Origin of the sequence: Bradyrhizobium sp. 956_D2_N1_4, from assembly GCF_052076025.1 — a bacterium.
Classification (GTDB): domain Bacteria; phylum Pseudomonadota; class Alphaproteobacteria; order Rhizobiales; family Xanthobacteraceae; genus Bradyrhizobium; species Bradyrhizobium barranii.
The window spans coordinates 5,969,085-5,991,627 of record NZ_CP197237.1; the positions used below are offsets into that span (position 1 = coordinate 5,969,085).

General features: G+C 63.4%; 23 protein-coding genes. 15 read left to right on the forward strand and 8 right to left on the reverse strand.

Going from position 1 to position 22,543, the window contains the following annotated elements; translation table 11 throughout:
• Both AB7535_RS28265 and AB7535_RS28270 read right to left on the reverse strand, forming a co-directional pair.
• Entirely contained in the window at positions 1–1,401 is a 1,401-nt protein-coding gene (locus tag AB7535_RS28265) for an amidase family protein (RefSeq protein WP_231143262.1), read from the reverse strand.
• Positions 1,402–1,612: 211 nt separating this feature from the next.
• On the reverse strand, positions 1,613–1,870 hold the full coding sequence (locus AB7535_RS28270) for a DUF6894 family protein (protein ID WP_063981427.1): 258 nt from the start codon (positions 1,868–1,870) through the stop codon (positions 1,613–1,615).
• 248 nt (positions 1,871–2,118) lie between these two features.
• On the opposite strand from AB7535_RS28270, the gene pqqA reads away from it, so the two are divergent.
• From pqqA to AB7535_RS28320, 10 genes are all read left to right on the forward strand, one after another.
• Positions 2,119–2,199 (forward strand): pyrroloquinoline quinone precursor peptide PqqA, encoded by an 81-nt coding sequence (pqqA, locus tag AB7535_RS28275; protein WP_007595659.1) that lies wholly within the window; start codon positions 2,119–2,121, stop codon positions 2,197–2,199.
• Between the two features lie 124 nt (positions 2,200–2,323).
• The gene (pqqB, locus tag AB7535_RS28280; RefSeq protein ID WP_354102317.1) at positions 2,324–3,253 is read left to right on the forward strand and encodes a pyrroloquinoline quinone biosynthesis protein PqqB; all 930 of its coding nucleotides are present in this window, start codon (positions 2,324–2,326) and stop codon (positions 3,251–3,253) included.
• A 20-nt stretch (positions 3,254–3,273) separates the two neighbouring features.
• Positions 3,274–4,029 (forward strand): pyrroloquinoline-quinone synthase PqqC, encoded by a 756-nt coding sequence (pqqC, locus tag AB7535_RS28285; RefSeq protein ID WP_425364316.1) that lies wholly within the window; start codon positions 3,274–3,276, stop codon positions 4,027–4,029.
• 12 nt (positions 4,030–4,041) lie between these two features.
• Positions 4,042–4,353 (forward strand): pyrroloquinoline quinone biosynthesis peptide chaperone PqqD, encoded by a 312-nt coding sequence (gene pqqD / locus AB7535_RS28290; protein ID WP_231143265.1) that lies wholly within the window; start codon positions 4,042–4,044, stop codon positions 4,351–4,353.
• Positions 4,350–5,543 (forward strand): pyrroloquinoline quinone biosynthesis protein PqqE, encoded by a 1,194-nt coding sequence (gene pqqE / locus AB7535_RS28295; protein WP_231143266.1) that lies wholly within the window; start codon positions 4,350–4,352, stop codon positions 5,541–5,543. The genes pqqD and pqqE overlap by 4 nt, the downstream gene beginning before the upstream one ends.
• Entirely contained in the window at positions 5,533–6,519 is a 987-nt protein-coding gene (pip, locus tag AB7535_RS28300) for a prolyl aminopeptidase (RefSeq protein ID WP_231143267.1), read from the forward strand. Before pqqE ends, pip begins: the two co-directional genes overlap by 11 nt.
• A gap of 143 nt (positions 6,520–6,662) precedes the next feature.
• Complete coding sequence (locus tag AB7535_RS28305) at positions 6,663–7,340, forward strand: DUF4286 family protein (RefSeq protein ID WP_231143268.1); 678 nt, start codon at positions 6,663–6,665, stop codon at positions 7,338–7,340.
• Positions 7,341–7,575: 235 nt separating this feature from the next.
• The gene (locus AB7535_RS28310; RefSeq protein WP_085405212.1) at positions 7,576–9,375 is read left to right on the forward strand and encodes an FAD-dependent oxidoreductase; all 1,800 of its coding nucleotides are present in this window, start codon (positions 7,576–7,578) and stop codon (positions 9,373–9,375) included.
• Complete coding sequence (locus AB7535_RS28315) at positions 9,345–11,192, forward strand: 2-oxoacid:acceptor oxidoreductase subunit alpha (protein ID WP_071910167.1); 1,848 nt, start codon at positions 9,345–9,347, stop codon at positions 11,190–11,192. The genes AB7535_RS28310 and AB7535_RS28315 overlap by 31 nt, the downstream gene beginning before the upstream one ends.
• The gene (locus tag AB7535_RS28320; RefSeq protein ID WP_231143269.1) at positions 11,189–12,244 is read left to right on the forward strand and encodes a 2-oxoacid:ferredoxin oxidoreductase subunit beta; all 1,056 of its coding nucleotides are present in this window, start codon (positions 11,189–11,191) and stop codon (positions 12,242–12,244) included. The genes AB7535_RS28315 and AB7535_RS28320 overlap by 4 nt, the downstream gene beginning before the upstream one ends.
• Here AB7535_RS28320 and AB7535_RS28325 read toward each other — a convergent pair whose 3' ends face one another.
• The 3 genes from AB7535_RS28325 to AB7535_RS28335 all read right to left on the reverse strand — a co-directional run bounded on the left by AB7535_RS28325 (position 12,245) and on the right by AB7535_RS28335 (position 15,172).
• Positions 12,245–12,691, reverse strand: coding sequence for a DUF4399 domain-containing protein (locus tag AB7535_RS28325; RefSeq protein WP_231143270.1), 447 nt, complete (start codon positions 12,689–12,691; stop codon positions 12,245–12,247).
• Between the two features lie 17 nt (positions 12,692–12,708).
• Positions 12,709–14,325 (reverse strand): SUMF1/EgtB/PvdO family nonheme iron enzyme, encoded by a 1,617-nt coding sequence (locus AB7535_RS28330; protein WP_231143271.1) that lies wholly within the window; start codon positions 14,323–14,325, stop codon positions 12,709–12,711.
• 262 nt (positions 14,326–14,587) lie between these two features.
• Complete coding sequence (locus AB7535_RS28335; RefSeq protein WP_071910161.1) at positions 14,588–15,172, reverse strand: STM3941 family protein; 585 nt, start codon at positions 15,170–15,172, stop codon at positions 14,588–14,590.
• Positions 15,173–15,398: 226 nt separating this feature from the next.
• On the opposite strand from AB7535_RS28335, the gene AB7535_RS28340 reads away from it, so the two are divergent.
• From AB7535_RS28340 to AB7535_RS28360, 5 genes are all read left to right on the forward strand, one after another.
• The gene (locus tag AB7535_RS28340) at positions 15,399–15,833 is read left to right on the forward strand and encodes a DsrE family protein (protein ID WP_354102340.1); all 435 of its coding nucleotides are present in this window, start codon (positions 15,399–15,401) and stop codon (positions 15,831–15,833) included.
• Between the two features lie 86 nt (positions 15,834–15,919).
• Positions 15,920–16,243 carry an ArsR/SmtB family transcription factor gene (locus AB7535_RS28345; RefSeq protein WP_028147048.1) on the forward strand — a complete coding sequence of 108 codons (324 nt, stop codon included), beginning with the start codon at positions 15,920–15,922 and terminating at the stop codon, positions 16,241–16,243.
• Entirely contained in the window at positions 16,240–16,671 is a 432-nt protein-coding gene (locus tag AB7535_RS28350) for an SRPBCC family protein (protein WP_231143272.1), read from the forward strand. Before AB7535_RS28345 ends, AB7535_RS28350 begins: the two co-directional genes overlap by 4 nt.
• Positions 16,672–16,715: 44 nt before the next feature.
• Positions 16,716–16,934, forward strand: coding sequence for a hypothetical protein (locus tag AB7535_RS28355; protein WP_028156239.1), 219 nt, complete (start codon positions 16,716–16,718; stop codon positions 16,932–16,934).
• A gap of 2 nt (positions 16,935–16,936) precedes the next feature.
• A complete protein-coding gene (locus AB7535_RS28360; RefSeq protein ID WP_231143273.1) occupies positions 16,937–17,377 on the forward strand; it encodes a DUF1801 domain-containing protein in 441 nt (146 codons plus the stop codon).
• Between the two features lie 230 nt (positions 17,378–17,607).
• On the opposite strand, the gene AB7535_RS28365 is transcribed toward AB7535_RS28360, so the two are convergent.
• The 3 genes from AB7535_RS28365 to AB7535_RS28375 are packed head-to-tail and all read right to left on the reverse strand — an operon-like array spanning position 17,608 to position 22,389.
• Positions 17,608–19,143 (reverse strand): SpoVR family protein, encoded by a 1,536-nt coding sequence (locus AB7535_RS28365; protein WP_231143274.1) that lies wholly within the window; start codon positions 19,141–19,143, stop codon positions 17,608–17,610.
• The gene (locus AB7535_RS28370; RefSeq protein ID WP_425364256.1) at positions 19,140–20,423 is read right to left on the reverse strand and encodes a YeaH/YhbH family protein; all 1,284 of its coding nucleotides are present in this window, start codon (positions 20,421–20,423) and stop codon (positions 19,140–19,142) included. Before AB7535_RS28370 ends, AB7535_RS28365 begins: the two co-directional genes overlap by 4 nt.
• Before the next feature lie 22 nt (positions 20,424–20,445).
• A complete protein-coding gene (locus tag AB7535_RS28375) occupies positions 20,446–22,389 on the reverse strand; it encodes a PrkA family serine protein kinase (RefSeq protein ID WP_063981411.1) in 1,944 nt (647 codons plus the stop codon).
• Positions 22,390–22,543: the final 154 nt, after the last annotated feature.

Here is a 22,543-nt window from a genome sequence, read left to right on the forward strand (position 1 = left end):
CTAACCCACGGGGTCGATCGGCGACGGCGGCACGCCGCCCGCCTCGATCGCTTCGCCTGCGAGCAGACATAGATCTTCGCGATAGCGGCCGGACACGATGTGCACGCCGACCGGCGCCTTGCCGACGAGACCGGTGGAGACCACGAGGCCCGGCAGTCCCATGAACGGGGTCGCGATTTGCGGCATCTGCGCCTCCCAGACGCGCTCGAAGGATTCGTTGTCCTTGCGGTCGAGATGATCCGGGAACGGCAACTCGCCGGAAACCGGCGTGAGCACGACGGCATATTTCTCGAAGAACAGCATCCAGTCGCGGGTCAGTGCGGCGCGGCGCGTGAGCGCCTTGGCGTAGTCCGCCTGGTCCATCGGCGTGACCTTGACGCGATTGCCGCGCAGGCAGGCCAGCGCACCGGGATCGCCTTCGCGCTCAGCCATCTCCAGCTGCGCCTCATAGCCGTCGCCAAGCCAGAGTTTCCTCTGCCACGCGACCGCCTCGCGCATCGGCGGCGTGTTCTCGATGACCTCGACAGTCCAGCCGGCGCGCTCCAGCCGCTTGCCGGCGTCAGTCACGGCCGCCTTCACCTCCGGTTTGGTCGCAAGCCCGTCCGGATTGAGGCAGAGCGCGGCGCGCTTCGGCCGCGCGGGGCCCTCCAGCGGCGCCGGCACGAACCAGGGGTCGCGGATGTCGCGGGCCGACATGGCTTCGAGCGAGATCCTGAGATCGTTGACCGTGCGCGCCAGCGGGCCCGAGACGGCCATGATCTGCGGCCCGATGGGACGCTCCGGCAGCGCCGGGTTGAAGGCGGGGATGCGGCCGAGCGTCGGGCGCAGGCCGTGCACGCCGCAGGCATAGGCGGGATAGCGGATCGAGCCGGCGATATCGGTGCCGTGGGCGATATGGCCAATGCCGGCCGCGACCGCCGAGCCGGCGCCGCCGGACGAGCCGCCCGGGGTCAGGGAGGCGTCGCGGGGGTTCTTGGTGTCGCCATGGACCAGATTGGTGGTGAACCAGCGATAGGAGAAGGCCGGGCAATTGGTGCGGCCAAGCAGGATGGCGCCCGCTTTGCGGAAATTGGCGACCACCGGATTGTCCTCGCGCGCGATCAGGTCGCGCTGGAGTTTCAGGCCGTTGGTGGTGGCAAAGCCTTCCTGGTCGACATTGGCCTTGATGGTGACGGGCACGCCGGCGAGCACACCGGGATCGTCTCCCCTGGCGATGGCGGCATCGACGGCATCAGCCTGCTTGAGCACGTCCTCCGGCCGGTGGTCGATCACCGCGTTGAGCTGGGGATTGACGGCGTCCAGGCGGGCCAGACCGGCCTTGGCCGCCTCCCTGGCGGAGACCTTTTTGGATTTGACGAGGGTGGCGAGGTCGGCGGCCGACAGGCGCCAGAGATCTTGCATGGCTTGCTCCGTTTAACCGGCGTCTTTTAGCGCCGGGAACGCGGCAAAGCCATGCGGATTTCGCGGGGAGGAAGAGCGGGTTTGGCGTCGGGGTGGCGCCTCATTCTCCGTCATTGCGAGCGCAGCGAAGCAATCCAGAATCCCGCCGCGGAGACAGTCTGGATTGCTTCGTCGCAAGGGCTCCTCGCAATGACCGGGGAGAGCTGGGGCCTCAATGCCTGGTCGCGGACTGATCCGGGATGTCCAGCAGGGCCTCGGTGAAGGGGAATTCGAGCACGATCTCCCCGTCGTCGTCGGTCACCTCGATGACGGCCTCCATGAGCGCCGGCTGGGCGCCCTCCGACTTCACCACCTCCAGGATCATCTGGCGGGCGACCTCCCAGGCGCGATCGGGGTTACGCAGGTCCTCTCCGTCGGGATCCACGATCAATTCGTCGCCGATGCGGGTGTTGAAGAAGTATCTGGGCATCACGAGGGTCCAAATTGGGAGGCCTGTACCGGATTGAAAGCTGCACTGCACTCACAACTGCTTTATCAGGACAGGGTTCGCGACCGAATGCGCCACGCGCAAGGCAGCATCACGGGAAGTGATGTTCCACCATCATTTTCGCGGCGCAACATGGCTTTCTCGGGAAGATTTCACTAGCGAAGTTTTCCGCTCGCATTACTTTAACCGTTGGGCGGATACGTCCGAATTCGTGAAAATGGAGAGCCAAAATGGCTTGGAAAGCCCCGAAGATCGTCGAAGTGCCCTGTGGCATGGAAATCAACATGTATGTGAGCGCCACCCGCAAGTAAGCGGTTGGTGGTTTCTGCGCAGGTGGATCTTTCGGTGACGATCGGTTTCCGGAAGACACGAACTTTGTCGGCATCCGTGTCGGCCTGAGATCCACCTCGCGACGTTCCCTCCAGGAGACGTATTATGCTTCGCGTCGTCGTCCTGGGCGCCGGGGCCGGCGGCGGAGTCCCGCAATGGAATTGCGGGTGCGAGGGCTGCCGGGCGGCCCGTGAAAACGGCCATGAGCTTCAGAGAACCCAGGCCTCGGTCGCGTTCAGTGGCGACGGCGAGCACTGGTTCCTGATCAACGCCTCCCCCGATCTTCGCCAGCAATTGAACGCCACGCCGCAGCTGCATCCCAAGGCCGGCGCGCTGCGCCATACGCCTGTTGCAGGCGTGATCCTGACCAACAGCGAGGTGGATGCGGTCGCGGGTCTGCTGTCGATGCGCGAGGGCTCGCCCTTCACGGTCTATGCGCATCAGAAGGTGCTGGCGATCCTGAAGAGCAACAGCATCTTCAACGTCCTGAACGAGAAGAACGTACAGCGCCAGCCGATTTCCATCCACGAGCCGTTCGAGCCGCGGCTGCCTGATGGCGCGCGCTCAGGACTTGAGGTGCTGCCCTTCGCGGTGCCCGGCAAGTCGGCCTGGTATCTGGAAGGCAAGGCGCATCCCGGCGGCGAGACCGGCGATGGCGATACGCTGGGGCTCAAGATCACGGACAAATCAACCGGCAAGTGCTTCTACTTCATCGCCGCCTGCGCCGAGGTGACCGACGCGCTCAAGGCCGAGATCGACGGCGCCGCACTGGTGTTCTTTGACGGCACGGTCTGGCAGGATGACGAGATGATCAAGGCCGGGCTCGGCCAGAAGACCGGCAAGAGCATGGGCCATGTCGCGATGTCCGGTCACGATGGCGCGATCGCGCGCCTCGCCGACCTCACTCTCGACAGGAAGATGTTTCTGCATATCAATAACTCGAATCCGGCGCTGCTGCCCGATACGCCGGAGCGTAAAGCGCTCGAGGCCGCGGGCTGGCGGATACCCGCCGACGGAACGGAGATCGTGCTGTGAATGCCGCGTCACTGACTGGAATGACTGCGCTCTCTGTTGGCAAGGACATCAGGCTCAACTCGGCCGAGGAGCTTGAGGCGACGCTGCGCCATATCGGGGCGACGCGCTATCACAGCCTGCATCCGTTCCATAAGCTGCTGCACGGCGGCAAGCTCAACAAGGGCCAGGTGCAGGCCTGGGCGCTGAACCGCTACTATTACCAGAGCACGATCCCGATCAAGGACGCCGTGGTGATCTCGCGCTTCCGCGACCGCGCCACGCGGCTGGAATGGCGCCACCGCATCGAGGACCATGACGGCGACGTCGGCTCCGAGGGCGGCATCGAGCGCTGGCTGAAGCTGACCGAAGGCCTCGGTCTCGACACGGCCTATGTGGAATCGACCGAAGGCATCTTGCCGGCGACGCGCTTCGCGGTCGAAGCCTATGTCCATTACTGCCGCGAGAAGAGCCCGCTGGAGGCGATCGCCTCCTCACTCACCGAATTGTTCGCGCCGAACCTTCACGAGGAGCGCATCTCCGGCATGCTGGAGCACTACGATTTCGTCAACCCCGACATCATGAGCTACTTCAAGCGGCGGCTGGCGCAGGCGCCGCGCGACGCCGGCTTTGCGCTAGACTACGTCAAGGCGCACGCCACGACGCCCGAGCAGCGCGCGCAGGTGTGCAACGCGCTGATCTTCAAGACCAACGTGCTGTGGGTGCAGCTGGACGCACTCCAGCACGCCTATGTCGAGGGCCACATTCCGCCGGGCGCGTTCGTGCCCAAAGCGAGCTGAGGGACAAGCGCAATGGCCGGGCCGCGGAACATCAGCGTCAGCGAGGCAAGCCGCCCGGTGCTGCCGCGGCATGCCAAGCTGAAATATGACGAGACGCGCAAGGTCTGGGTGATCCTGGCGCCGGAACGGGTGCTGGCGCCCGACGAGATCGCGGTCGAGGTCTTGCAGCTCTGCGATGGCGAGCGCAATGTCGGCGACGTCGCCGACCTGCTGGCGGCGAAATACGCCGCGCCGCGCGAGGCGATTCTGGCCGACGTCATCGTCATGCTGCAGGATCTCGCCGACAAGGGCTTCCTCACCGAGGCCCGGGAGAAGACGTCATGAGCGACCTGCTCGGCAATCTTCCGGCCGACATCAGCGACAGCCTCGCGGTGCTGGAGAAGCAACGCTCGACGGCGGAGGCGTTTGGCATTCCGCTCGCCGTATTGCTCGAGATCACGCATCGCTGCCCGCTACAATGCCCCTATTGCTCCAATCCCGTCGAGCTCGACCGCTCCGGCAAGGAGCTGACCACCGAGGAGTGGAAGAAGGTCTTGAGCGAGCTCGCCGAGATCGGCGTGCTCCAGGTGCATTTCTCCGGCGGCGAGCCGACCGCGCGGAAGGACCTCGTCGAGCTGGTCAAGCATGCGAGCGACGTCGGCCTCTACACCAATCTGATCACCTCGGCCGTGCTGCTGACGCGCGAGCGGCTCAGCGCGCTCGCGGACGCCGGCCTCTGCCATGTGCAGATCAGCTTCCAGGGTGTCGAGGAAGGCATCGCCGACCGCGTCGCCGGCTACAAGAACGGGCATCGCAAGAAGCTCGAAGTCGCGAAATGGACCCGCGAGCTCGATCTGCCGCTCACCGTGAACGCGGTGATGCACCGGCAGAATTTGCACCAGCTCCCCGACATCATCCAGATGTCTGTTGACCTCGACGCCGACCGGCTCGAGGTCGCCAATGTCCAGTATTACGGCTGGGCGCTGAAGAACCGCGCCGCGCTGATGCCGACCGTGGCGCAGCTCGACGAATGCACCCGCATCGTCGAGGAGGCGCGCGAGCGGCTGAAGGGCACGCTCGCCATCGACTACGTCGTTCCCGATTATTACGCGCTGCGGCCGAAGAAATGCATGGGCGGCTGGGGCCGGCAGTTCTTCAACATCTCGCCGGCCGGCAAGGTGCTGCCCTGCCACGCCGCCGAGAGCATCACCGGGCTCGAGTTCGAATCCGTGCGCTCCAACCATTCGATCGCCTGGATCTGGCAGAATTCTGACGCCTTCAACCGCTATCGCGGCACCGGCTGGATGAAGGAGCCGTGCAAGTCCTGCGAATTCCGCGAGATCGATTTCGGCGGCTGCCGCTGCCAGGCCTTTGCGCTGACGGGCGACGCCGCCAACACCGATCCGGCCTGCGCGCTGTCGCCGCTGCACGAGACCATCTTCAAGCAGGCCGAGCGCGAGGCCGAGGGCGAGACCAACCGCTTCCTCTATCGCAATTTCGCCGGCGGCACTCTGGAATCCGGGAATGATGCCTGACGCCGACGCGGCCGCATCCGCCAAACGTGCCGATCCCTTTGCGCCGCTGACCTCCGACATGCTCGATGTCGGCGACGGCCACGAGCTCTATGTCGAGAGCGTCGGCCGCGCCGATGGCATCCCTGCGATCTACCTGCATGGCGGCCCCGGCAGCGGCTGCCAACCCGACCATCGCAAGCTGTTCGATCCCGAACGCTTCTGCGCGGTGCTGTTCGACCAGCGCGGCTGCGGCCGCAGCCGTCCGAAGGGATCGCGCGAAAACAACACGACGGCGCATCTGATCGCGGACATGGAGAAGATCCGCGAGAAATTCGGCTTCGACCGCTGGATGGTGGTCGGCGGCTCCTGGGGCGCGACGCTGGCATTGGCTTATGCGCAGGCCCATCCCGAGCGCGTCTCCGGCATTGCGCTGCGCGCAACCTTCCTGGGCACCCGTGCCGAGGTCGAAACCGCCTTCACATCGCGCCTGTCACAATTCTATCCGGCGCTCTACGAGGATTTTCTCAGCGTGCTGCCGGTCGATGAGCGCGCACACCCGGTGGACGCCTATTGGCGCCGCATCCTCGATACCGATCCGGCCGTGCATGGTCCCGCCGCGCGGGCCTGGCACGACACCGAGCGCGTCTTGTCTGAGCACAAGGCGGCCAAGACGCGGCTGGACCTCGCATCGCTGAACGTGTGGCGCACGCTGCCTGCGACGCCATTCATGGAGGCGCATTATTTCGTCCACGACAGCTTCATGACGGACGACCAGCTGCTGCGGAACGCCGGCAAGCTCGCTGGCATTCCCGGCATCATCGTGCAGGGCCGCTACGATCTGTTGTGCCCTCCTGAGACATCCGAGCGGCTTGCGAAAGTTTGGCCGGGTTCCGAGATTCGGATCGTGGAAGAAGCCGGACATTCGCTCTATGATGCCGGCGTGCGGGACGCGGTCATGAAGTCGATCGCCGATCTCGCGTCGAAAGCCGCGCGCTAGATCGATCTCCTCATCCTGAGGAGCGCTCCAAAAGGAGCGCGTCTGGAAGGATAAGGCCCGGATCTAGCAGTGGGGCCTTCATGGTTCGCGACGCCACTTCGTGGCTCCTCGCCATGAGGGTCTGAATGGGAAGGACAAGAACAATGCCGCTCGCCGGGCAAGGCATGCTGCTGACGTCGATGAACATCGACGTTCCAGATGAGGCCGATTTCAACCGCTGGTACGATCGCGAGCATCTGGAAGAGCGCGTCGCGATCGAGGGTTTCCTGGAGGCGCGGCGCTATGTCGCGCATGCCGCCAACCCCAAATATCTCTCGCTGTACTCGACCGCGACGCTCGACGTGCTCGACAGTCCCGCCTACCGGGCCCGCCTCGCCAACCAGACCGAATGGTCGCGGCGGACCATGACGCATTTCAAGAACATGCTGCGCGTGGTCGCGCGCATCACCATCAGCAAGGGCACCGGTCGCGGCGCAGCACTCGGGCTGGTGCGGCTGCGGCCGAGCGCCGACAATGCCGGGACATGGCGTGATGCACTGCACGAAAAGCTGACGCCCGGGGAGCGCGAGGGCATCATCTCGATGCATCTGCTCGAAAGCGAGCCGGAATTGTCGGGCGCGACGGCCGACATTCCAGCGGTGCGCAATGAGGGCGCGCGCGACTGGTTCGTGCTGATCGACGGCACGCATGTCGGCGCGGTCTCCGCCGTCATTGCCGAACGGTTCACCGGCCCCGCCGCATCGCCCTTCCCGCTTCCCGTTTCCGTCGGCACTTACAGCCTGATGTGGGATCTCGCGAAGAGCGATATCGCGCCCGGCTAGTGGCCATCCGCAACGCAACATATTGCACCGCACGCATCTTGCGCGCGGCCGTTAATGCTGAGCGCGCGCAGCACCTATGAAAGCAGGTGATCGCGTAAATTTGCCGTTGTACTTCGGAACGGTTCTAATAAGCTAACCCAATGACGTCATTCATAAACCAGATCGACGCGCATTAGCGTTCGCCAAGCTCAAGAAAAGGCCGCCGGGTCTTTGGGCCTGTGCGGACAGGGTAGGAATGAAACCGACCGACATCGCGGCCCCCGACTACTTTCACAAAGTGGTCGATTGCCAGTGGGCCTGTCCTGCACACACCCCGGTTCCCGAATACATCCGACTGATCGCACAAGGCCGCTACAGCGACGCCTACATGATCAATTGGAAATCGAACGTGTTCCCAGGAATTCTGGGACGCACCTGCGATCGTCCATGCGAGCCGGCGTGCCGTCGCGGACGCGTCGAGGAAACGCCGGTGGCGATCTGCCGCCTCAAGCGCGTCGCCGCCGACTTCAAGGACGACATCAGGCAGCGCCTGCCGCGCCCCGCGCCGAAGAACGGCAAGCGCGTTGCGTTCGTCGGCGGTGGCCCCGCCTCGCTGACGGTGGCGCGCGATCTTGCTCCGCTCGGCTATCACTGCACCGTGTTCGACGGCGATCCCGAAGCCGGCGGTATGATGCGCACGCAGATCCCGAAATTCCGCCTGCCCAATTCGGTCATCGACGAGGAGACCGGCTACATCCTGGGTCTCGGCGTCGAGTTCAAAGGCGGTCATCGCATCGAGAGCATGAAGGCGCTGCTCGCGGAGAAATATGACGCGATCTTCGTCGGCTCCGGCGCACCGCGCGGACGCGAGCTCGATGTTCCCGGCCGGAAAGAAGCTGCCGCCAACATCCATATCGGCATCGACTGGCTGTCCTCGGTGTCGTTCGGCCACATCGACAAGATCGGCAAGCGCGTGATCGTGCTCGGCGGCGGCAACACCGCGATGGATTGCTGCCGCACCGCGCGCCGCCTCGGCGGCGCAGACGTGAAAGTCATTGTGCGCTCCGGCTTCGAGGAGATGAAGGCCTCGCCCTGGGAGAAGGAAGACGCGATCCACGAGGACATCCCGATCCTCAACTACATGGTGCCGGTGGCATTCAAGCATGTCGCCGGCAAGCTCATCGGCGTCACCTTCCAGCACGTCAAAGCCGAATATGACGCCAAAGGCCGCCGCAATCTGGTGCCTTCGGGCGACCCCGATCAGACCATTCCCTGCGACGACGTGCTGGTCGCGGTCGGCCAGGAAAACGCCTTTCCCTGGATCGAGCAGGATTGCGGCATCGAGTTCGACAAATGGCACATGCCCAAGGTCGATCCGAAGACCTTCGTCTCGACCAATCCGAAAGTGTTCTTCGGTGGTGACGCCGCGTTCGGCCCGAAGAACATCATCTGGGCCGTGGCGCAGGGCCACGACGCCGCGCTGTCGATCCACAAGATGCTCTCGGGCGATGACATCACCGAACGGCCGCTGCCGGAGGTGCAAATCTCCTCGCAGAAGATGGGCATCCACGAATGGAGCTATGACAACGACATCTCCAACGACAAGCGCTTCAAGGTTCCGCATCGCGACAAGGTGATTGCGCTGAAGGACATCCGAACCGAGGTCGAGCTCGGCTACGACGTCAAGCTGGCGCTGGGCGAAGCCGAGCGCTGCCTGAACTGCGACGTCCAGACCGTGTTCTCGACCTCGCTCTGCATCGAGTGCGACGCCTGCGTCGACATCTGCCCGATGGACTGCATCACCTTCACTGATAATGGCGAGGAAAGCGACCTACGCCAGCGCCTGAAGGCGCCCTCGCCGCATCCGGACCAGGACCTCTACGTGTCCTCTGATCTCAAGACCGGGCGCGTGATGGTTAAGGACGAGGACGTCTGCCTGCATTGCGGGCTGTGCGCCGAGCGTTGTCCCACCGGAGCCTGGGACATGCAGAAATATTTCATCGAGATGACTTACGCAGGTTCGACATGTCCGACAAAAAGCCGCTCAGCAGCGTAAACGACTTCGTCGTCCGCTTCGCCAACGTCAACGGCTCGGGCTCGGCCAGCGCCAACGAGATGTTCGCGCGCGCGATCCTGCGTCACGGCGTTCCGGTCTCCCCCCGCAACATCTTCCCCTCCAACATCCAGGGCCTGCCGACCTGGTACGAGGTGCGGGTGACGGAAGACGGCCATCTCGGCGCCCGTGGCGGCGTCGACATGATGGTGGCGATGAACCCGCAGACCTGGGACAAGGACATCGCCGGCATCGAGCCCGGCGGCTATCTGTTCTACGATTCCACCAAGCCGATGCCGTCGACCAAATTCCGCGACGACATCACCGTGATCGGCGTGCCGCTCACCGCGATCACCAACTCGACCTACACCGATCCGCGCCAGCGCCAGCTGTTCAAGAACATCATCTATCTGGGCAGCCTCTCGGCGCTGCTCGACATGGACCCGAAGCTGATCGAGCAGCTGATCGGCGAGCAGTACAAGGGCAAGGAGAAGCTGCTCTCCTCCAACGTCCATGCGCTGCATCTCGGCCGCGACTGGGCGCTGCAGAATTTGAAATGCCCGATCGGGCTGCGGGTGAAGAAAACCGACAAAGTCGGCGACCGCATCTTCATCGAAGGCAACAGCGCCGCCGCGCTCGGCGCGGTCTATGGCGGCGCCACCGTGTGCGCCTGGTATCCGATCACGCCGTCCTCGTCGGTGGCGGAGGCCTTCACCGCCCACTGCAAGAAGTACCGGCATGATCCTGAAACGGGCAAGGCGAAATACGCCATCGTGCAGGGCGAGGACGAGCTGGCTTCAATCGGTATCGTCATTGGCGCCTCCTGGAACGGCGCCCGTGCCTTCACCGCAACCTCCGGGCCCGGCATCTCCTTGATGACCGAGTTCATCGGCCTCTCCTATTTCGCGGAGATCCCGGCCGTGATCATGAACATCCAGCGCGCCGGTCCCTCGACCGGCATGCCGACCCGCACCCAGCAATGCGACATCATCGCCTGCGCCTATGCTTCGCATGGCGACACCAAGCACGTGCTGCTGTTCCCGGAAGATCCGGCTGAGGCCTTCGAGTTCGCGGCGGCCGCATTCGATCTTGCCGAACGGCTCCAGACCACGATCTTCCTGATGCTCGACCTCGACATCGGGATGAACCACCGTCTTTGCCGCCCGCTGAAATGGGACGACGCGAAACAGTATGACCGCGGCAAAGTGATGACCACGGAGATGCTGGAGGAAGGCCGCGACTTCGGCCGCTATCTCGACGTCGACGGGGACGGCATTCCCTACCGCACCTATCCCGGCACGCACCCGACCAAGGGCTCCTATTTCACCCGCGGCACCTCGCGCGACCGCTATGCGCGTTACTCCGAGGAAGGCTCGGTCTATGCCGACAACATGCAGCGCCTGGTGCGCAAGTTCGAGACCGCGCAGGACCTGGTCCCGCGCCCGCTCCAGGCCAACGCGGAACGGCCGACCAAATATGGCGTGATCTATTTCGGCTCGACCTCGCCGGCGATGGACGAGGCGATCGGCCTGCTGGAGGCGCGCGGACATCAGCTCGACCGCCTGCGCATCCGCGCCTTCCCGTTCCACTCGAGCGTGGCGAGCTTCCTCGCCGAGCACGACTTCGTCTACGTGGTCGAACAGAACCGCGACGCCCAGCTCCGCCAGCTCATCGTCAACGAGAACGGCATCGACCCGGTGCGCCTCGTACCGATCGTGCATTATGACGGCACCCCGATCACCGCCCGCTACATCGCAAAAGCCATTGGCGACCACCAGGATCACCTCAAGGTGACCCCGCTCCGCAAGGCCGTGTCATGACCTATATTGCCAAGCCGAAGTTCCATCATCCGGGCCTGAAGAAGAACGAGCTCGGCTACACGCACCGCGACTACGAGGGCAAGATCTCGACCCTGTGCGCCGGCTGCGGCCATGACTCGATCACGGCCTCGATCATCGAAGCCTGCTACGAGCTCTCGATCGAACCGCACCGGGTTGCGAAGATCTCCGGCATCGGCTGCTCCTCGAAGACCCCGGACTACTTTCTGGGCAATTCGCACGGCTTCAACTCCGTGCACGGCCGCATGCCCAGCGTGCTCACAGGCGCCAACCTCGCCAACCGTGATCTGATCTATCTCGGCGTCTCCGGCGACGGCGATTCCGCCTCGATCGGCTTCGGCCAGTTCGCGCATTCGATCCGGCGCGGCGTCAACATGACCTATATCGTCGAGAATAACGGCGTCTACGGCCTGACCAAGGGCCAGTTCTCGGCGACCGCCGACCGCGGCTCGAAGTCCAAGAAAGGTGTGACCAATACCGACAACGCGATCGACCTCGTCGCGATTGCGCTGCAGCTAGGGGCCACCTTCGTCGCGCGCTCGTTCTCCGGCGACAAGACCCAGCTGGTGCCGCTGATCGCCGCCGCGATCCGTCACAAGGGCGCGTCCTTCATCGACGTCATCAGCCCCTGCATCGCCTTCAACAATCACGCCGGCTCGACCAAAAGCTTCGACTATGTGCGCGAGCACAATGACGCCGTGAACCGGCTCGACGTGCTGGTCGGCCGCGATCCCATCGCCGTCGATTACGCGCCGGGAACGGTGCAGGTGGTCGAGCAGCACGACGGCAGCAAGATCGCGCTGCGCAAGATCGACGCGGATTACGACCCGCACGACCGCCTCGGCGCCCAGACCTTCCTCCAGAAGCACGCCGCCAAGGGCCAGATCGTCACCGGTCTGCTCTACGTCGATCCCGATGCGGAAGACCTGCACGCGCATCTCAACACGGTCGAGACGCCGCTCAATACGCTGGAAGTGGACACGCTGTGCCCGGGCTCGGCGGCGCTGGACAAGTTCAACGCCAGCCTGCGGTGATCATCTCCCCCGCTCGAGCGGCTGCCTGACACGTATGGTGATCTTCTCCGATACGACAGGCGGCTCGAACGGATAGTGCTTCGCATCGCCCAGCACCAGTTGCAGCGTGTGCGTCCCGGGGGGAAGTTCGAGCAGGGTTTCGGTCTGCCCCGCCCCAAAGTGCAGATGCGACTTGTCCTGCGGGATTGGCTCCTTGGGATCGATGGGATCGTTGACGTCGACCAGCAAATGATGATGGCCGGCGTTCTGGTACTCATCGCCGGCGTGCGTCACGCCCATGTTGCGCAAGCCGAACCGGACCCAGAACCCACCGCGAACCTTCTGCCCGTCACGCGGGGTGATGAAATAAAGCTTGGCATCCTTGGGAGCGGTCTTGCTCTGCGGATAGGCGACGCCCGGCAGCAATGCAAGCGCCGCCGCCAGGGCGGCGCAACGAATGATCTGCATCGAAATGACTCCACCACTTAAGGACTTAGAGCAACGCGGAATCCATGCGTCGGATAACGAACATTGGTATCGTAGCCATCGCGGTTGGACGGCCTCACATATCTCGAATCGTTCTTCCATGAACCCGAGCGCAGGACATGCGACGAGCAGTCCCCGCCGGTCCATGCCGAGCCGTCACCGGGTGCGCCCTGATAGGTCCTGCGCCAGCAGTCCTCGACCCACTGATCGACACCGCCACCCATGTCGTGGAGGCCGAACGGATTCGGCTTGAAGCTGCCGACCTTCGCCGGCTGCTCGGCCGCGAGGTCACCGCAATCCTTGCATCCCGCCATGCCCGGCTGGAGCTTGTCGCCCCACCAATATTTCGTCTGCGTCCCGCCGCGCGCCGCGTATTCCCATTCGGCCTCGCTCGGAAGCCGATACGACTTCTTCGTGGTCCGCGCGAGCCAGGCCGCATATTGCTGCGCGTCGGTCCAGCTCACATTGGTGATCGGCGCATCGTCCTTGCCGATGGCAGTGAAGCCGCACGCCTTTGCAGCCGCGCATTCGTTCCATTCCCGCACGGTCACCGGATACTTTCCGATCGAGAACGGCTTGACCGTGACCTGGTGGACGGGACGTTCGGTCGGATCGTCATTGCTTCCCATCGCGAAGCTGCCGCCGCGAATGGCGATCATCTCGGGTTCGCGGAGCGACGTGGCCGATGGGCTTGGCGCTGGACTCGACGTCGAAGCACTTGGCGCGGAAGCACTTGGCGCGGAAGCACTTGGCGCCGGAGCACTTGGCGCCGGAGCACTTGGCGCCGGAGCGGGCGATGGAGACGATGCCGCCAATGAAGGAGACGGCTGCGGCGTTTGTGTCGCGGCTTCTCGCGGTGCAGGTTGCGGGCTCGGCGATGCGACCGGAGCAGCAGTCGGCGCGGCGGCCTGCTGGTTCACCCTGCCCGACGGCTGCGCCAGCAGATACCACAACACACCGGAAGCGATCACGAGGAGCGTGATGCCCAGAAGGAAGATCAGTGTATTCTCGCGCCGGCCTCGCGTCCTCCCGACCGCATCTGCGTCCGGCAGCACGCGATAGACACGCACCGGATCGGTGATGTTCTTGACCTTGCGGTCGCCGAGCGACTCATAGCCGCACACCACCTTGTGTTTGATCTGCTCGTAGATCGCGCCCGAGATATAGACCTGACCGGGCTCGGCGATACCCTCGATGCGCGTGGCGATGTTGACGCCGTCGCCGTAGACATCGTCCGGCTCTACGATCACATCACCGAGATTGACGCCAATCCGATATTCGATCCGGGAGTCCTTCGGAAGCGAAGCGTTGCGCCCGACGAGATTCTGCTGGATGACGATGCTGCAGCGAACGGCCTCGACGGGACTGTCGAAGATCGCGATGAAGCCGTCTCCCGTCGTCTTCACCAACGTTCCATGGTGTTCGACGATGCTGGGCTCGATGAGATCCCGCTCGATCCGCTTGACGCGAACATGCGTGCCTTCCTCGTCGGCCTGCATCAAGCGGCTGTAGGAAGCGATGTCACCGACGATGATTGCGGCGAGACGACGCGGCATCGAGCCGTGTGGAGGCGGCTCGTCATGATTTCCGGATCTGAAGTTACGAATCTCGCCCATTGCGGGGAACTCCACAAACGCGGGTGAGCTTACGACATCGAATTTCAGCTGTCTGTGAAGACTATCACATTGATGATCCGCGACAATCTCGCAGAAATCAGCGGCGCCGAGTTCCCGGGCGGAATCGCGGCAAGGATTGAACCTTCGCGGACCGACAGCGGACTAAGGCTCGCGCGACCACCCAGCAGCGCAGCCTATGCCTGCTTCAACCGCCGCTGCGATGCGCGGCATCTTACCCGATGCTGGCGATTCCTCGCCCGCTTCAGCTGACAGCCTCGGGCGCCGGTTCAGGCTCCGGTACGGAGTGGTCCGAAGGGGCCGGTCGTCCGGCACCCCAATATTGCTTGCAGGTCTCGAGCAATGTCTTGACGTCCATGGTCAGGCCGCCCGCATTGACGATCACGCTGTCAGCGCCAAGCGTCTTGTTCATCAGCGACAAGGCACGCCTCAGGAAGCCTCCGGAGAATCGCCCGGCGACAAGAGGATCGAGCTTGAGCACCACGAACTTCTGCAGGCGCTGCTCCCAGATCTGTATCTTCCGCACGGAGCTCCAGGCGATGGTCTCGTCGGCGAGCCTGAGGTCGCGAATGCCGACACGGCTGATGAAGACGACCGGCGACCTGGCCGAGATCAACCTCCAGAGCATCCTGAAGGTGGCGAGGCCGAAAAACACCGCACCGACATAGCAGGCGGCGACCTCGAACGTGGTGATGTTCTTGCCTTGCTGCCACATGAATGCGAGCGCAGCGCAGAGCAGCGTCAGCAGCAGACCGGCGCCGAAAAACACCAGCAGCCGTCCCCGGGAATAGCCGATCGTAATGTTGGGCAAGTTCTGACCTACGGACATGTTCGACCGCCACCAGCCTTTTGCAGCAACCCTGGGTTTACGAACGCCCCTTCTCCCGAGTTATTAGGACTGGAACCTTGCGCGAGGCTGCCCACGGGAATGCAAGGCATCGGCACTTGAACACGCGGCGTTCGGCTTGCGACTAACCGCCAGTCGGCTCTCACCCCCCTCCGATGCGGCCGTCAATGGTTCACGCGCCCGGTGCGATCATGAAAACCGCCGGAGCATCTTGTGGAGCGCCGTCTCGGCCCTGGGCGCGGCGCTTGGCGGCTCCAGCGCGAAGGCCGCGACGGAAGCCGGCACGGGCAACAAGCTCAAGGTCGTCTATCACCTCAGCGATGCCGAGAAGGTCAATTTCGTGCTCGGCAACATCCAGAACCACATTGACCGCGTCGGCGGTCCCCAACACGTCACAATCGCGCTGGTGATTCACGGGCCGGCGCTGAAGGCGTTTCACCGGGCACAGGCCAACCCCGACGTCGGCAAGCGCGTCGGCGATTTCTCCAGGGGCGGTATCGAGCTCGCGGCGTGCGCCAACACCATGAAGGCGCAGAACGTCACGCTGACGGGTTTGCTGCCGGGCTTCGTCAGCGCGGAGAAGGGCGGCGTGGTCCGTTTGGCCGAGCTCCAGTCGCAGGGTTATCTCTACTTGCGGCCCTAGGCGCTGAAGTCTTCTTTTCTCGGCTTGACTTATCCATAACCGTGGGGTTATGAGTTAATCCATAACTTATGGGTTATGGATTTCACATGTCCGCCGCGCACGATCTTCTGTTCAGGACGCTCGCCGATCCGACCCGGAGGGCGATCTTCGAGCGGCTGTGCCGGGAGGGCGAGCAGACGGTCGGGGCACTGACCGCGACATCAGGCGTTTCCCAGCCGGCAGTCTCAAAACATCTCGGCGCGCTGAAGCAGGCCGGGCTGGTGCGCGACCGCCATGCAGGACGCCAGACCCATTACAGCGCGCAGCCCGGCGCGCTCAATCCGCTGATCGACTGGACCGGCCAGATGGCCGGCTTCTGGCAGAACCGGCTCGATGCTCTCGACGATCTCCTGAAGAGGATGGACCAATGACCGAAGCTGCCGCCGAGATGCGCTCCGTGGTGATCGAGCGCGAATTTTCCTTCCCGGCCGAGCGGATCTGGCGCGCGCTGACGCAGCCGCATCTGATCGAGGAATGGCTGATGAAGAACGACTTCAAGCCGGCCGTCGGTCATCGCTTCAATCTTCGCGGCGAATGGGGCGGCGTGCTGGACTGCGAGGTCCTCACCATCGAGCCGCAGCGCACGCTCGCCTATACCTGGAATTTCTCGCATGAGGACGCGGCGTTCGATCTGAAAAGCGTGGTGACCTTCACGCTGACGCCGACGAACGCGGGCACGCATTTGCGCGTCGAGCAGGCGGGCTTCAGCCCGACGCAGAAGCAGGCCTATGGCGGCGCGCATGCCGGCTGGAAGCAGTTTTTCGCCAAGCTGGACGAGGTGCTGGCGCGGGCTGACTAGGTCCGTCGCCGGCCTTTATTCGATCATCTCAAGAGGAGGTTTCATTGACCGGGAATATGTGGGTTCGGCAGATCCATCGCTGGCTGTCCATCGCTTTCACGCTCGCCGTCATCGCGAACATTGTTGCCCTGACGCTGCAAATCCAGGCCACGTGGATCGGGCTGCTGGCATTCGTCCCGCTGATTCCGTTGCTCGCGACCGGGCTCTACATGTTCGCGCTGCCCTATGTCGGCCGTCGCAGCGGCGCGCGGCAAGAGGCGTGATCATGAAGAAGGCCGTGACCGCGAAGACAAGCAGCGCGACCAAGACGGATGGCGCTTCGCCCTCCAGGATGATCGACGGCAGGATCAAGGAACTCGGCGACTGGCGCGGCGAGATGCTGGGGCGCATCCGCGGCCTGATCAAGCAGGCCGATCCTGACGTCGTCGAGGAATGGAAATGGCGCGGCGTTCCCGTGTGGGAGCACGACGGCATCATCTGCACCGGCGAGACCTACAAGGCCGTCGTGAAGCTGACTTTTGCCAGGGGCGCGGCGCTCGACGACCCGGCCGGCCTGTTCAATTCCAGCCTCGAGGGAAACGTGCGCCGCGCGATCGACATTCGCGAAGGCGAAAAAATCAACGAGAAGGCGTTGAAGGCGCTCATTCGTGCAGCGGTGGAGTTGAATGCGTCCAAGAAGAAGCCGGCGAAGAAGCGATCGACTTAGACCACGTCAAGTCGATGCAAATTCTTGGTGACGGCCAGAGCAAGCGCCTCGTCCTTCGAGACGACCGCTCCGCGGTCTCCTCAGGATGAGGCTAAGCAGAAGCGCTGTCTGTCGACATAGCTCCCGCACACTCCGTCCTCATCCTGAGGGCCCGCCAAAGGCGGGCGTCTCGAAGGATGGGCCGAGGGCGAGCTACCGCAACGTCGATGTTCTAGCAGCTGCCAGCGGCCTCAGGCCGCCGCCGGGATCGGGCGCGGGCTTACGACATATTCGCGCAGGACCTTGTCGTTGGCATCGACCTCGATCAGCGAGACGTCGTAAGTCCAGAGATCGGCGAGGTGCTGGAGCACGCGCTTGGCGTCGGTCTCGTTGAGCTGCGAGCCCTTGATGACGTGGTGATGCAGGATCAGCCGGCGGTCGCCGGAGAGATCGACGTCGACCACTTCGATATTGGCGTCGATGAAGCCGACATCATGCTGCCGCGCCAGCTCGCGCCGCACCCGGCGGAAGCCGCGATCGTCGTGGATGGCATCGACCCGGATGCCGGCGCGCTCCTCGGGATCGTCGTGCAGGTGGAACATGCGGAAGTGCCGCATCAGCTTCGGGCTCAGGAACTGCGCGATGAAGCTTTCGTCACGGTAGTTGGCCCAGACGTCCCGCAGCACGCCCATCACGTCGTTCTTGCCGGCAATGTCGGGGAACCACTCGCGGTCCTCGTCCTCCGGCCTGGTGACGATGCGCTCGATGTCCTGCATCACGGCAAAACCGAGCGCATAGGGATTGAAGCCGGAGAAGCGCGGATCGTCGAATTCGGGCTGGAACACCACGTTGGTGTGCGACTGCAGGAATTCGAGGAAGTTGCCGTCGGAGATGCGGCCCTGCTGATGCAGCTTGGTCATGATGCGATAGTGGACGTAGGTCGCGGTCCCCTCGTTCATCACCTTGGTCTGGCTCTGCGGATAGAAATATTGCGCGATGTGGCGGACGATGCGCAAAAGCTCGCGCTGCCAGGGCGCCAGCCGCGGCGCGCTCTTCTCCAGGAAGTAGAGCAGGTTTTCCTGCGGCAGGCCGAGCAGCTTGCGGCGGCGTTCGATGCTGAGCGCGGAGCGGGTCTTCGACGCCCCCTTCGGCACGGTGCGCCAGAGGTCGTTGAAGACCTCCTCCTCGTGCTGACGGCGGCGCCCCGCCCGCTTTTCCTCGGCGCGCAGATCCAGCTTCTTCTTGCCGGGATAGCGGTCGATGCCATGCGACATCAGCGCATGCGCGGCATCCAGGGTGCGCTCGACCTCGACGCGGCCGTAGCGCTCCTCGCAGGTCATCACGTAGTTCTTGGCAAAGTCGAGATAGTCCAGAATGCCGTCGGCGTCGGTCCACTGCTTGAACAGATAGTTGTTCTTGAAGAAGTGGTTGTGGCCGAAGGCGGCGTGGGCGATCACCAGCGTCTGCATCGTCGCCGTGTTCTCCTCCATCAGATAGGAGATGCAGGGCGAGGAGTTGATCACGATCTCATAGGCAAGCCCCATCAGGCCCTTGCGATACGAGGCCTCGTGGAACGCGAAGTGCTTGCCGAACGACCAGTGCTTGTAGAACAGCGGCATGCCGACGGACGAGTAGGCATCCAGCATCTGCTCGGCGGTGATGACCTCGATCTGGTTCGGATAGACGTCGAGCCCGAGATCCTTCGTCGCCACCTCCTCGCAGGCATCGGTGATGCGCTGCAACGTGCGGAAATCCCAATCGGCGCCTTCGAACAAGCGTTCCGTCATGGAGCGGCTTTCTCCTGGGAAGTTTCGCGGCGCTGGAACAGATCGTGGAACACCGGGAAGATCTCGCTGCGCTCGCTGACCTTGCGCATCGAGAGCGGTGCGCCGCTGTTGCGCAGGCGGTCGTAGAGGGTCCAGAGCGAGGAGTCGGAGAGATCGAAGGCGCTGCCGCCGGACTCCCCGACCTCGAGATAGGCAAAGAACTGGCAGACCGGCAGGATCTTGTCGGTCAGCAGCATGCCCGTGAGCTCGCCGTCGGAATAGGAATTGTCGCCGTCGGAGGCTTGCGCGGCGTAGATGTTCCAGTCCGACGGGTTGAAGCGCTCGCGCACGATCTCGTGCATGGCGTGGAGCGCGCTGGAGACCAGCGTGCCGCCCGAGGCCGGACCGTAGAAGAAGGTCTGCTCGTCCACCTCCTCGGCGCGGTCGGTGTGGCGGATGAAGACGATCTCGACATGCTTGTAGCGCCGCTTCAGGAACACGTAGAGCAGCATGTAGAAGCGCTTGGCGAGATCCTTCATGTGCTCGGACATCGAGCCGGAGACGTCCATCAGGCAGAACATCACCGCCTGCGCCACCGGCCGCGGCACCTTCTCGTAGCGGCGGTAGCGGATATCGAGCGGATCGACGAAGGGAATGCGCTTGGTTCTCGCCTTCAGCCTTTCGAGCTCGGCGAGCAGCAGCACACGCTCGTCCTCGTCGGTGCATGCCGCGATCGCGGCTTCCAGCTCCTCGATCTCCTCCTTGCGGGGACGCTTGAGCGCGATGCGGCGCGCCAGCGCGAGCTTCACCGTCCGGCTGACCGAGATGTTGGCGGGCGAGCCGGACGTGGTGTAGCCGGCGCGCTGGATGCCCTCGCTCTCGGTCTGCGCGATCTTGCGCTTGGCAAGATCCGGCAGCTCGAGGTCGTCGAGGAACAGATCCACGAACTCGTCGCGGGAGAGGACGAAGCGGAACGCGTCCTCGCTGTCGCCTTCGCCGGGACCGGAATCCTTGGCGCTGCCCTGGCCGGATCGCTGGAGGTAATCGCCCTCGATGAACTTCTTGTTCCCGGGCAACACCATGTCGCGCGTTCCGCCTTCACGGCGGAAACGCGGCTCGTGCATGCCGTCGAGCGGTATCGTGACCTCACCACCCTCCAGGACGTCCTTGATGTCGCGTTCCTGCGAGGTCTTCTTGACGGCGCCCTGCACCAGGGATTTGGCCCGACGCAAGAACCGCTGCCGGTTCTCAAGACTCTTGCCGCCTGGATTCAGGCGCCTGTCAATAATGTGAATGGGCACTTTTCCATCCGCTCCATCCGCCTCAACCGGCCTGCTTCACACGCATGTACCATTCGACGAGCCGGCGAACCTGACGCTCGGTGTAGCCGCGCTCCACCATGCGTGCGACGAACTCGCCGTGCTTCTTCTCCGTCTCGCCGTCCTTCTTCGACCCGAAGGAGATGACCGGAAGCAGGTCCTCGACCTGCGAGAATATCCGCTTTTCGATCACGTCGCGAATCTTCTCGTAGGAAATCCAGGTCGGATTCTTGCCGCCGTTCTGGGCCCGCGACCGTAACGAGAATTTGACCACCTCGTTGCGGAAGTCCTTCGGGTTGGCGATACCCGCCGGCTTCTCGATTTTGGTCAGTTCCTGGTTCAAAAGCTCGCGATCGAGCAGCTGGCCGGTGTCGGCATCCTTGAAGTCCTGATCCTCGATCCAGGCATCGGCGTAGTCGACGTAGCGGTCGAACAGATTCTGGCCGTAATCCGAGTAGGATTCGAGATAGGCCTTCTGGATCTCGTTGCCGATGAACTCGGCGTAGCGCGGCGCCAGGTCCGCCTTGATGAATTCGAGATAGCGCTTCTCGACTTCCTCCGGGAGCTGCTCGCGGCGGATCGACTGCTCCAGCGCGTACATCAGATGCACGGCGTCGGCTGCGACTTCCTGCGGATCGTGGTTGAAGGTCGCAGCCAGGATCTTGAAGGCAAATCGGGTGGAGACGCCGTCCATGCCTTCGTCGACGCCGGCGGCATCGCGATATTCCTGGACGCTCCGTGCCTTCGGATCGGATTCCTTCAGGCTCTCTCCGTCATAGACCCGCATCTTGCCGAACAACGTGGAGTTCTCGTGCTTGCGCAGGCGCGACATCACCGAGAACCGCGCCAACGTCTCCAGGGTCGAGGGTGCGCACGGCGCGGCCGCCAGCTCCGAGCCCTGGATCAGCTTTTCGTAGATCTTCTGCTCTTCGGTAGCCCGGAGGCAGTACGGCACCTTGATCACGCAGATGCGGTCGATGAAGGCCTCGTTGTTCTTGTTGGCCTTGAAGCTCGACCACTCGGCTTCGTTCGAGTGCGCGAGGATCACGCCGGTGAAGGGGATCGCGCCGATATTCTCGGTGCCGATGTAGTTGCCCTCCTGCGTTGCGGTGAGCAGCGGGTGCAGCATCTTGATCGGCGCCTTGAACATCTCGACGAATTCAAGGATGCCCTGGTTGGCGCGATTGAGGCCGCCCGAATAGCTGTAGGCGTCGGGATCGTTCTGCGCGTAGGTCTCGAGCTTGCGGATATCGACCTTGCCGACCAGCGACGAGATGTCCTGGTTGTTCTCGTCACCAGGCTCGGTCTTGGAGACCGCGATCTGGCGCAGCCGCGACGGCTGGATTTTTGCGACTCTGAACTGAGAAATGTCACCGCCGAAGGCTTCCAGCCGCTTGTAGCACCACGGGCTCATCAGGCCGGTGAGGCGACGGCGCGGAATGCCGTACTTCTCTTCCAGCATCGGTCCGAGATGATCGGGATCAAACAGGCTGAGCGGGCTTTCAAACACCGGGCTCAATTCATCGCCGGCTTTGAGCACGTAGATCGGCTGCACTTCCATCAGCGACTTCAAGCGCTCGGCGAGCGAGGATTTGCCGCCGCCGACCGGGCCGAGCAGATAGAGGATCTGCTTGCGCTCCTCCAGGCCCTGCGCCGCGTGACGGAAGAAACCGACGATGCGCTCGATGGTTTCTTCCATGCCGTAGAAGCCGGCGAAGGCCGGATAGGTCCGGATGGTGCGGTTCAAAAAAATACGGCCAAGGCGTGGGTCCTTGGCCGTGTCAATCGTCTGAGGCTCACCGATCGCTGCTAGCAGTCGCTCGGCCGCGTTCGCGTATTTCATGGGATCGCTTCGACACGATTCCAGATATTCCGCCATCGACATGTCGTGTTGGCTTCTCGCCTCGAACGACTTAGCGAAAGCATTGAATAGAGAATCGTTATACATGATCCCTCTCCGCGTGAGTTCCGCCACAAGCTGAAACGAAAGCAGTTACCGGACCGTTCCTCAGGCCATTTCGAATCAGCGTGAGCACATGACGATCATTGGACACCCTGGTGCCAACACGACGCAACGCACAACGTAGGCACTCGTTGAGTTA

What these genes read in the sequence shown, in the direction of transcription:
- AB7535_RS28305 (WP_231143268.1), top strand. Translation starts at nt 6,663, where the DNA reads ATGCCGCTCGCCGGGCAAGGCATGCTGCTGACGTCGATGAACATCGAC.
- AB7535_RS28350 (WP_231143272.1), top strand. Translation starts at nt 16,240, where the DNA reads ATGACCGAAGCTGCCGCCGAGATGCGCTCCGTGGTGATCGAGCGCGAA.
- pqqE (WP_231143266.1), top strand. Translation starts at nt 4,350, where the DNA reads ATGAGCGACCTGCTCGGCAATCTTCCGGCCGACATCAGCGACAGCCTC.
- AB7535_RS28365 (WP_231143274.1), bottom strand. Translation starts at nt 19,143, where the DNA reads ATGACGGAACGCTTGTTCGAAGGCGCCGATTGGGATTTCCGCACGTTG.
- AB7535_RS28325 (WP_231143270.1), bottom strand. Translation starts at nt 12,691, where the DNA reads ATGCAGATCATTCGTTGCGCCGCCCTGGCGGCGGCGCTTGCATTGCTG.
- AB7535_RS28345 (WP_028147048.1), top strand. Translation starts at nt 15,920, where the DNA reads ATGTCCGCCGCGCACGATCTTCTGTTCAGGACGCTCGCCGATCCGACC.
- pqqC (WP_425364316.1), top strand. Translation starts at nt 3,274, where the DNA reads ATGACTGCGCTCTCTGTTGGCAAGGACATCAGGCTCAACTCGGCCGAG.
- pqqD (WP_231143265.1), top strand. Translation starts at nt 4,042, where the DNA reads ATGGCCGGGCCGCGGAACATCAGCGTCAGCGAGGCAAGCCGCCCGGTG.
- AB7535_RS28360 (WP_231143273.1), top strand. Translation starts at nt 16,937, where the DNA reads ATGAAGAAGGCCGTGACCGCGAAGACAAGCAGCGCGACCAAGACGGAT.
- AB7535_RS28375 (WP_063981411.1), bottom strand. Translation starts at nt 22,389, where the DNA reads ATGTATAACGATTCTCTATTCAATGCTTTCGCTAAGTCGTTCGAGGCG.
- AB7535_RS28265 (WP_231143262.1), bottom strand. Translation starts at nt 1,401, where the DNA reads ATGCAAGATCTCTGGCGCCTGTCGGCCGCCGACCTCGCCACCCTCGTC.
- pqqB (WP_354102317.1), top strand. Translation starts at nt 2,324, where the DNA reads ATGCTTCGCGTCGTCGTCCTGGGCGCCGGGGCCGGCGGCGGAGTCCCG.
- AB7535_RS28315 (WP_071910167.1), top strand. Translation starts at nt 9,345, where the DNA reads ATGTCCGACAAAAAGCCGCTCAGCAGCGTAAACGACTTCGTCGTCCGC.
- AB7535_RS28270 (WP_063981427.1), bottom strand. Translation starts at nt 1,870, where the DNA reads ATGCCCAGATACTTCTTCAACACCCGCATCGGCGACGAATTGATCGTG.
- AB7535_RS28320 (WP_231143269.1), top strand. Translation starts at nt 11,189, where the DNA reads ATGACCTATATTGCCAAGCCGAAGTTCCATCATCCGGGCCTGAAGAAG.
- AB7535_RS28310 (WP_085405212.1), top strand. Translation starts at nt 7,576, where the DNA reads ATGAAACCGACCGACATCGCGGCCCCCGACTACTTTCACAAAGTGGTC.
- AB7535_RS28335 (WP_071910161.1), bottom strand. Translation starts at nt 15,172, where the DNA reads ATGTCCGTAGGTCAGAACTTGCCCAACATTACGATCGGCTATTCCCGG.
- pip (WP_231143267.1), top strand. Translation starts at nt 5,533, where the DNA reads ATGATGCCTGACGCCGACGCGGCCGCATCCGCCAAACGTGCCGATCCC.
- AB7535_RS28330 (WP_231143271.1), bottom strand. Translation starts at nt 14,325, where the DNA reads ATGGGCGAGATTCGTAACTTCAGATCCGGAAATCATGACGAGCCGCCT.
- pqqA (WP_007595659.1), top strand. Translation starts at nt 2,119, where the DNA reads ATGGCTTGGAAAGCCCCGAAGATCGTCGAAGTGCCCTGTGGCATGGAA.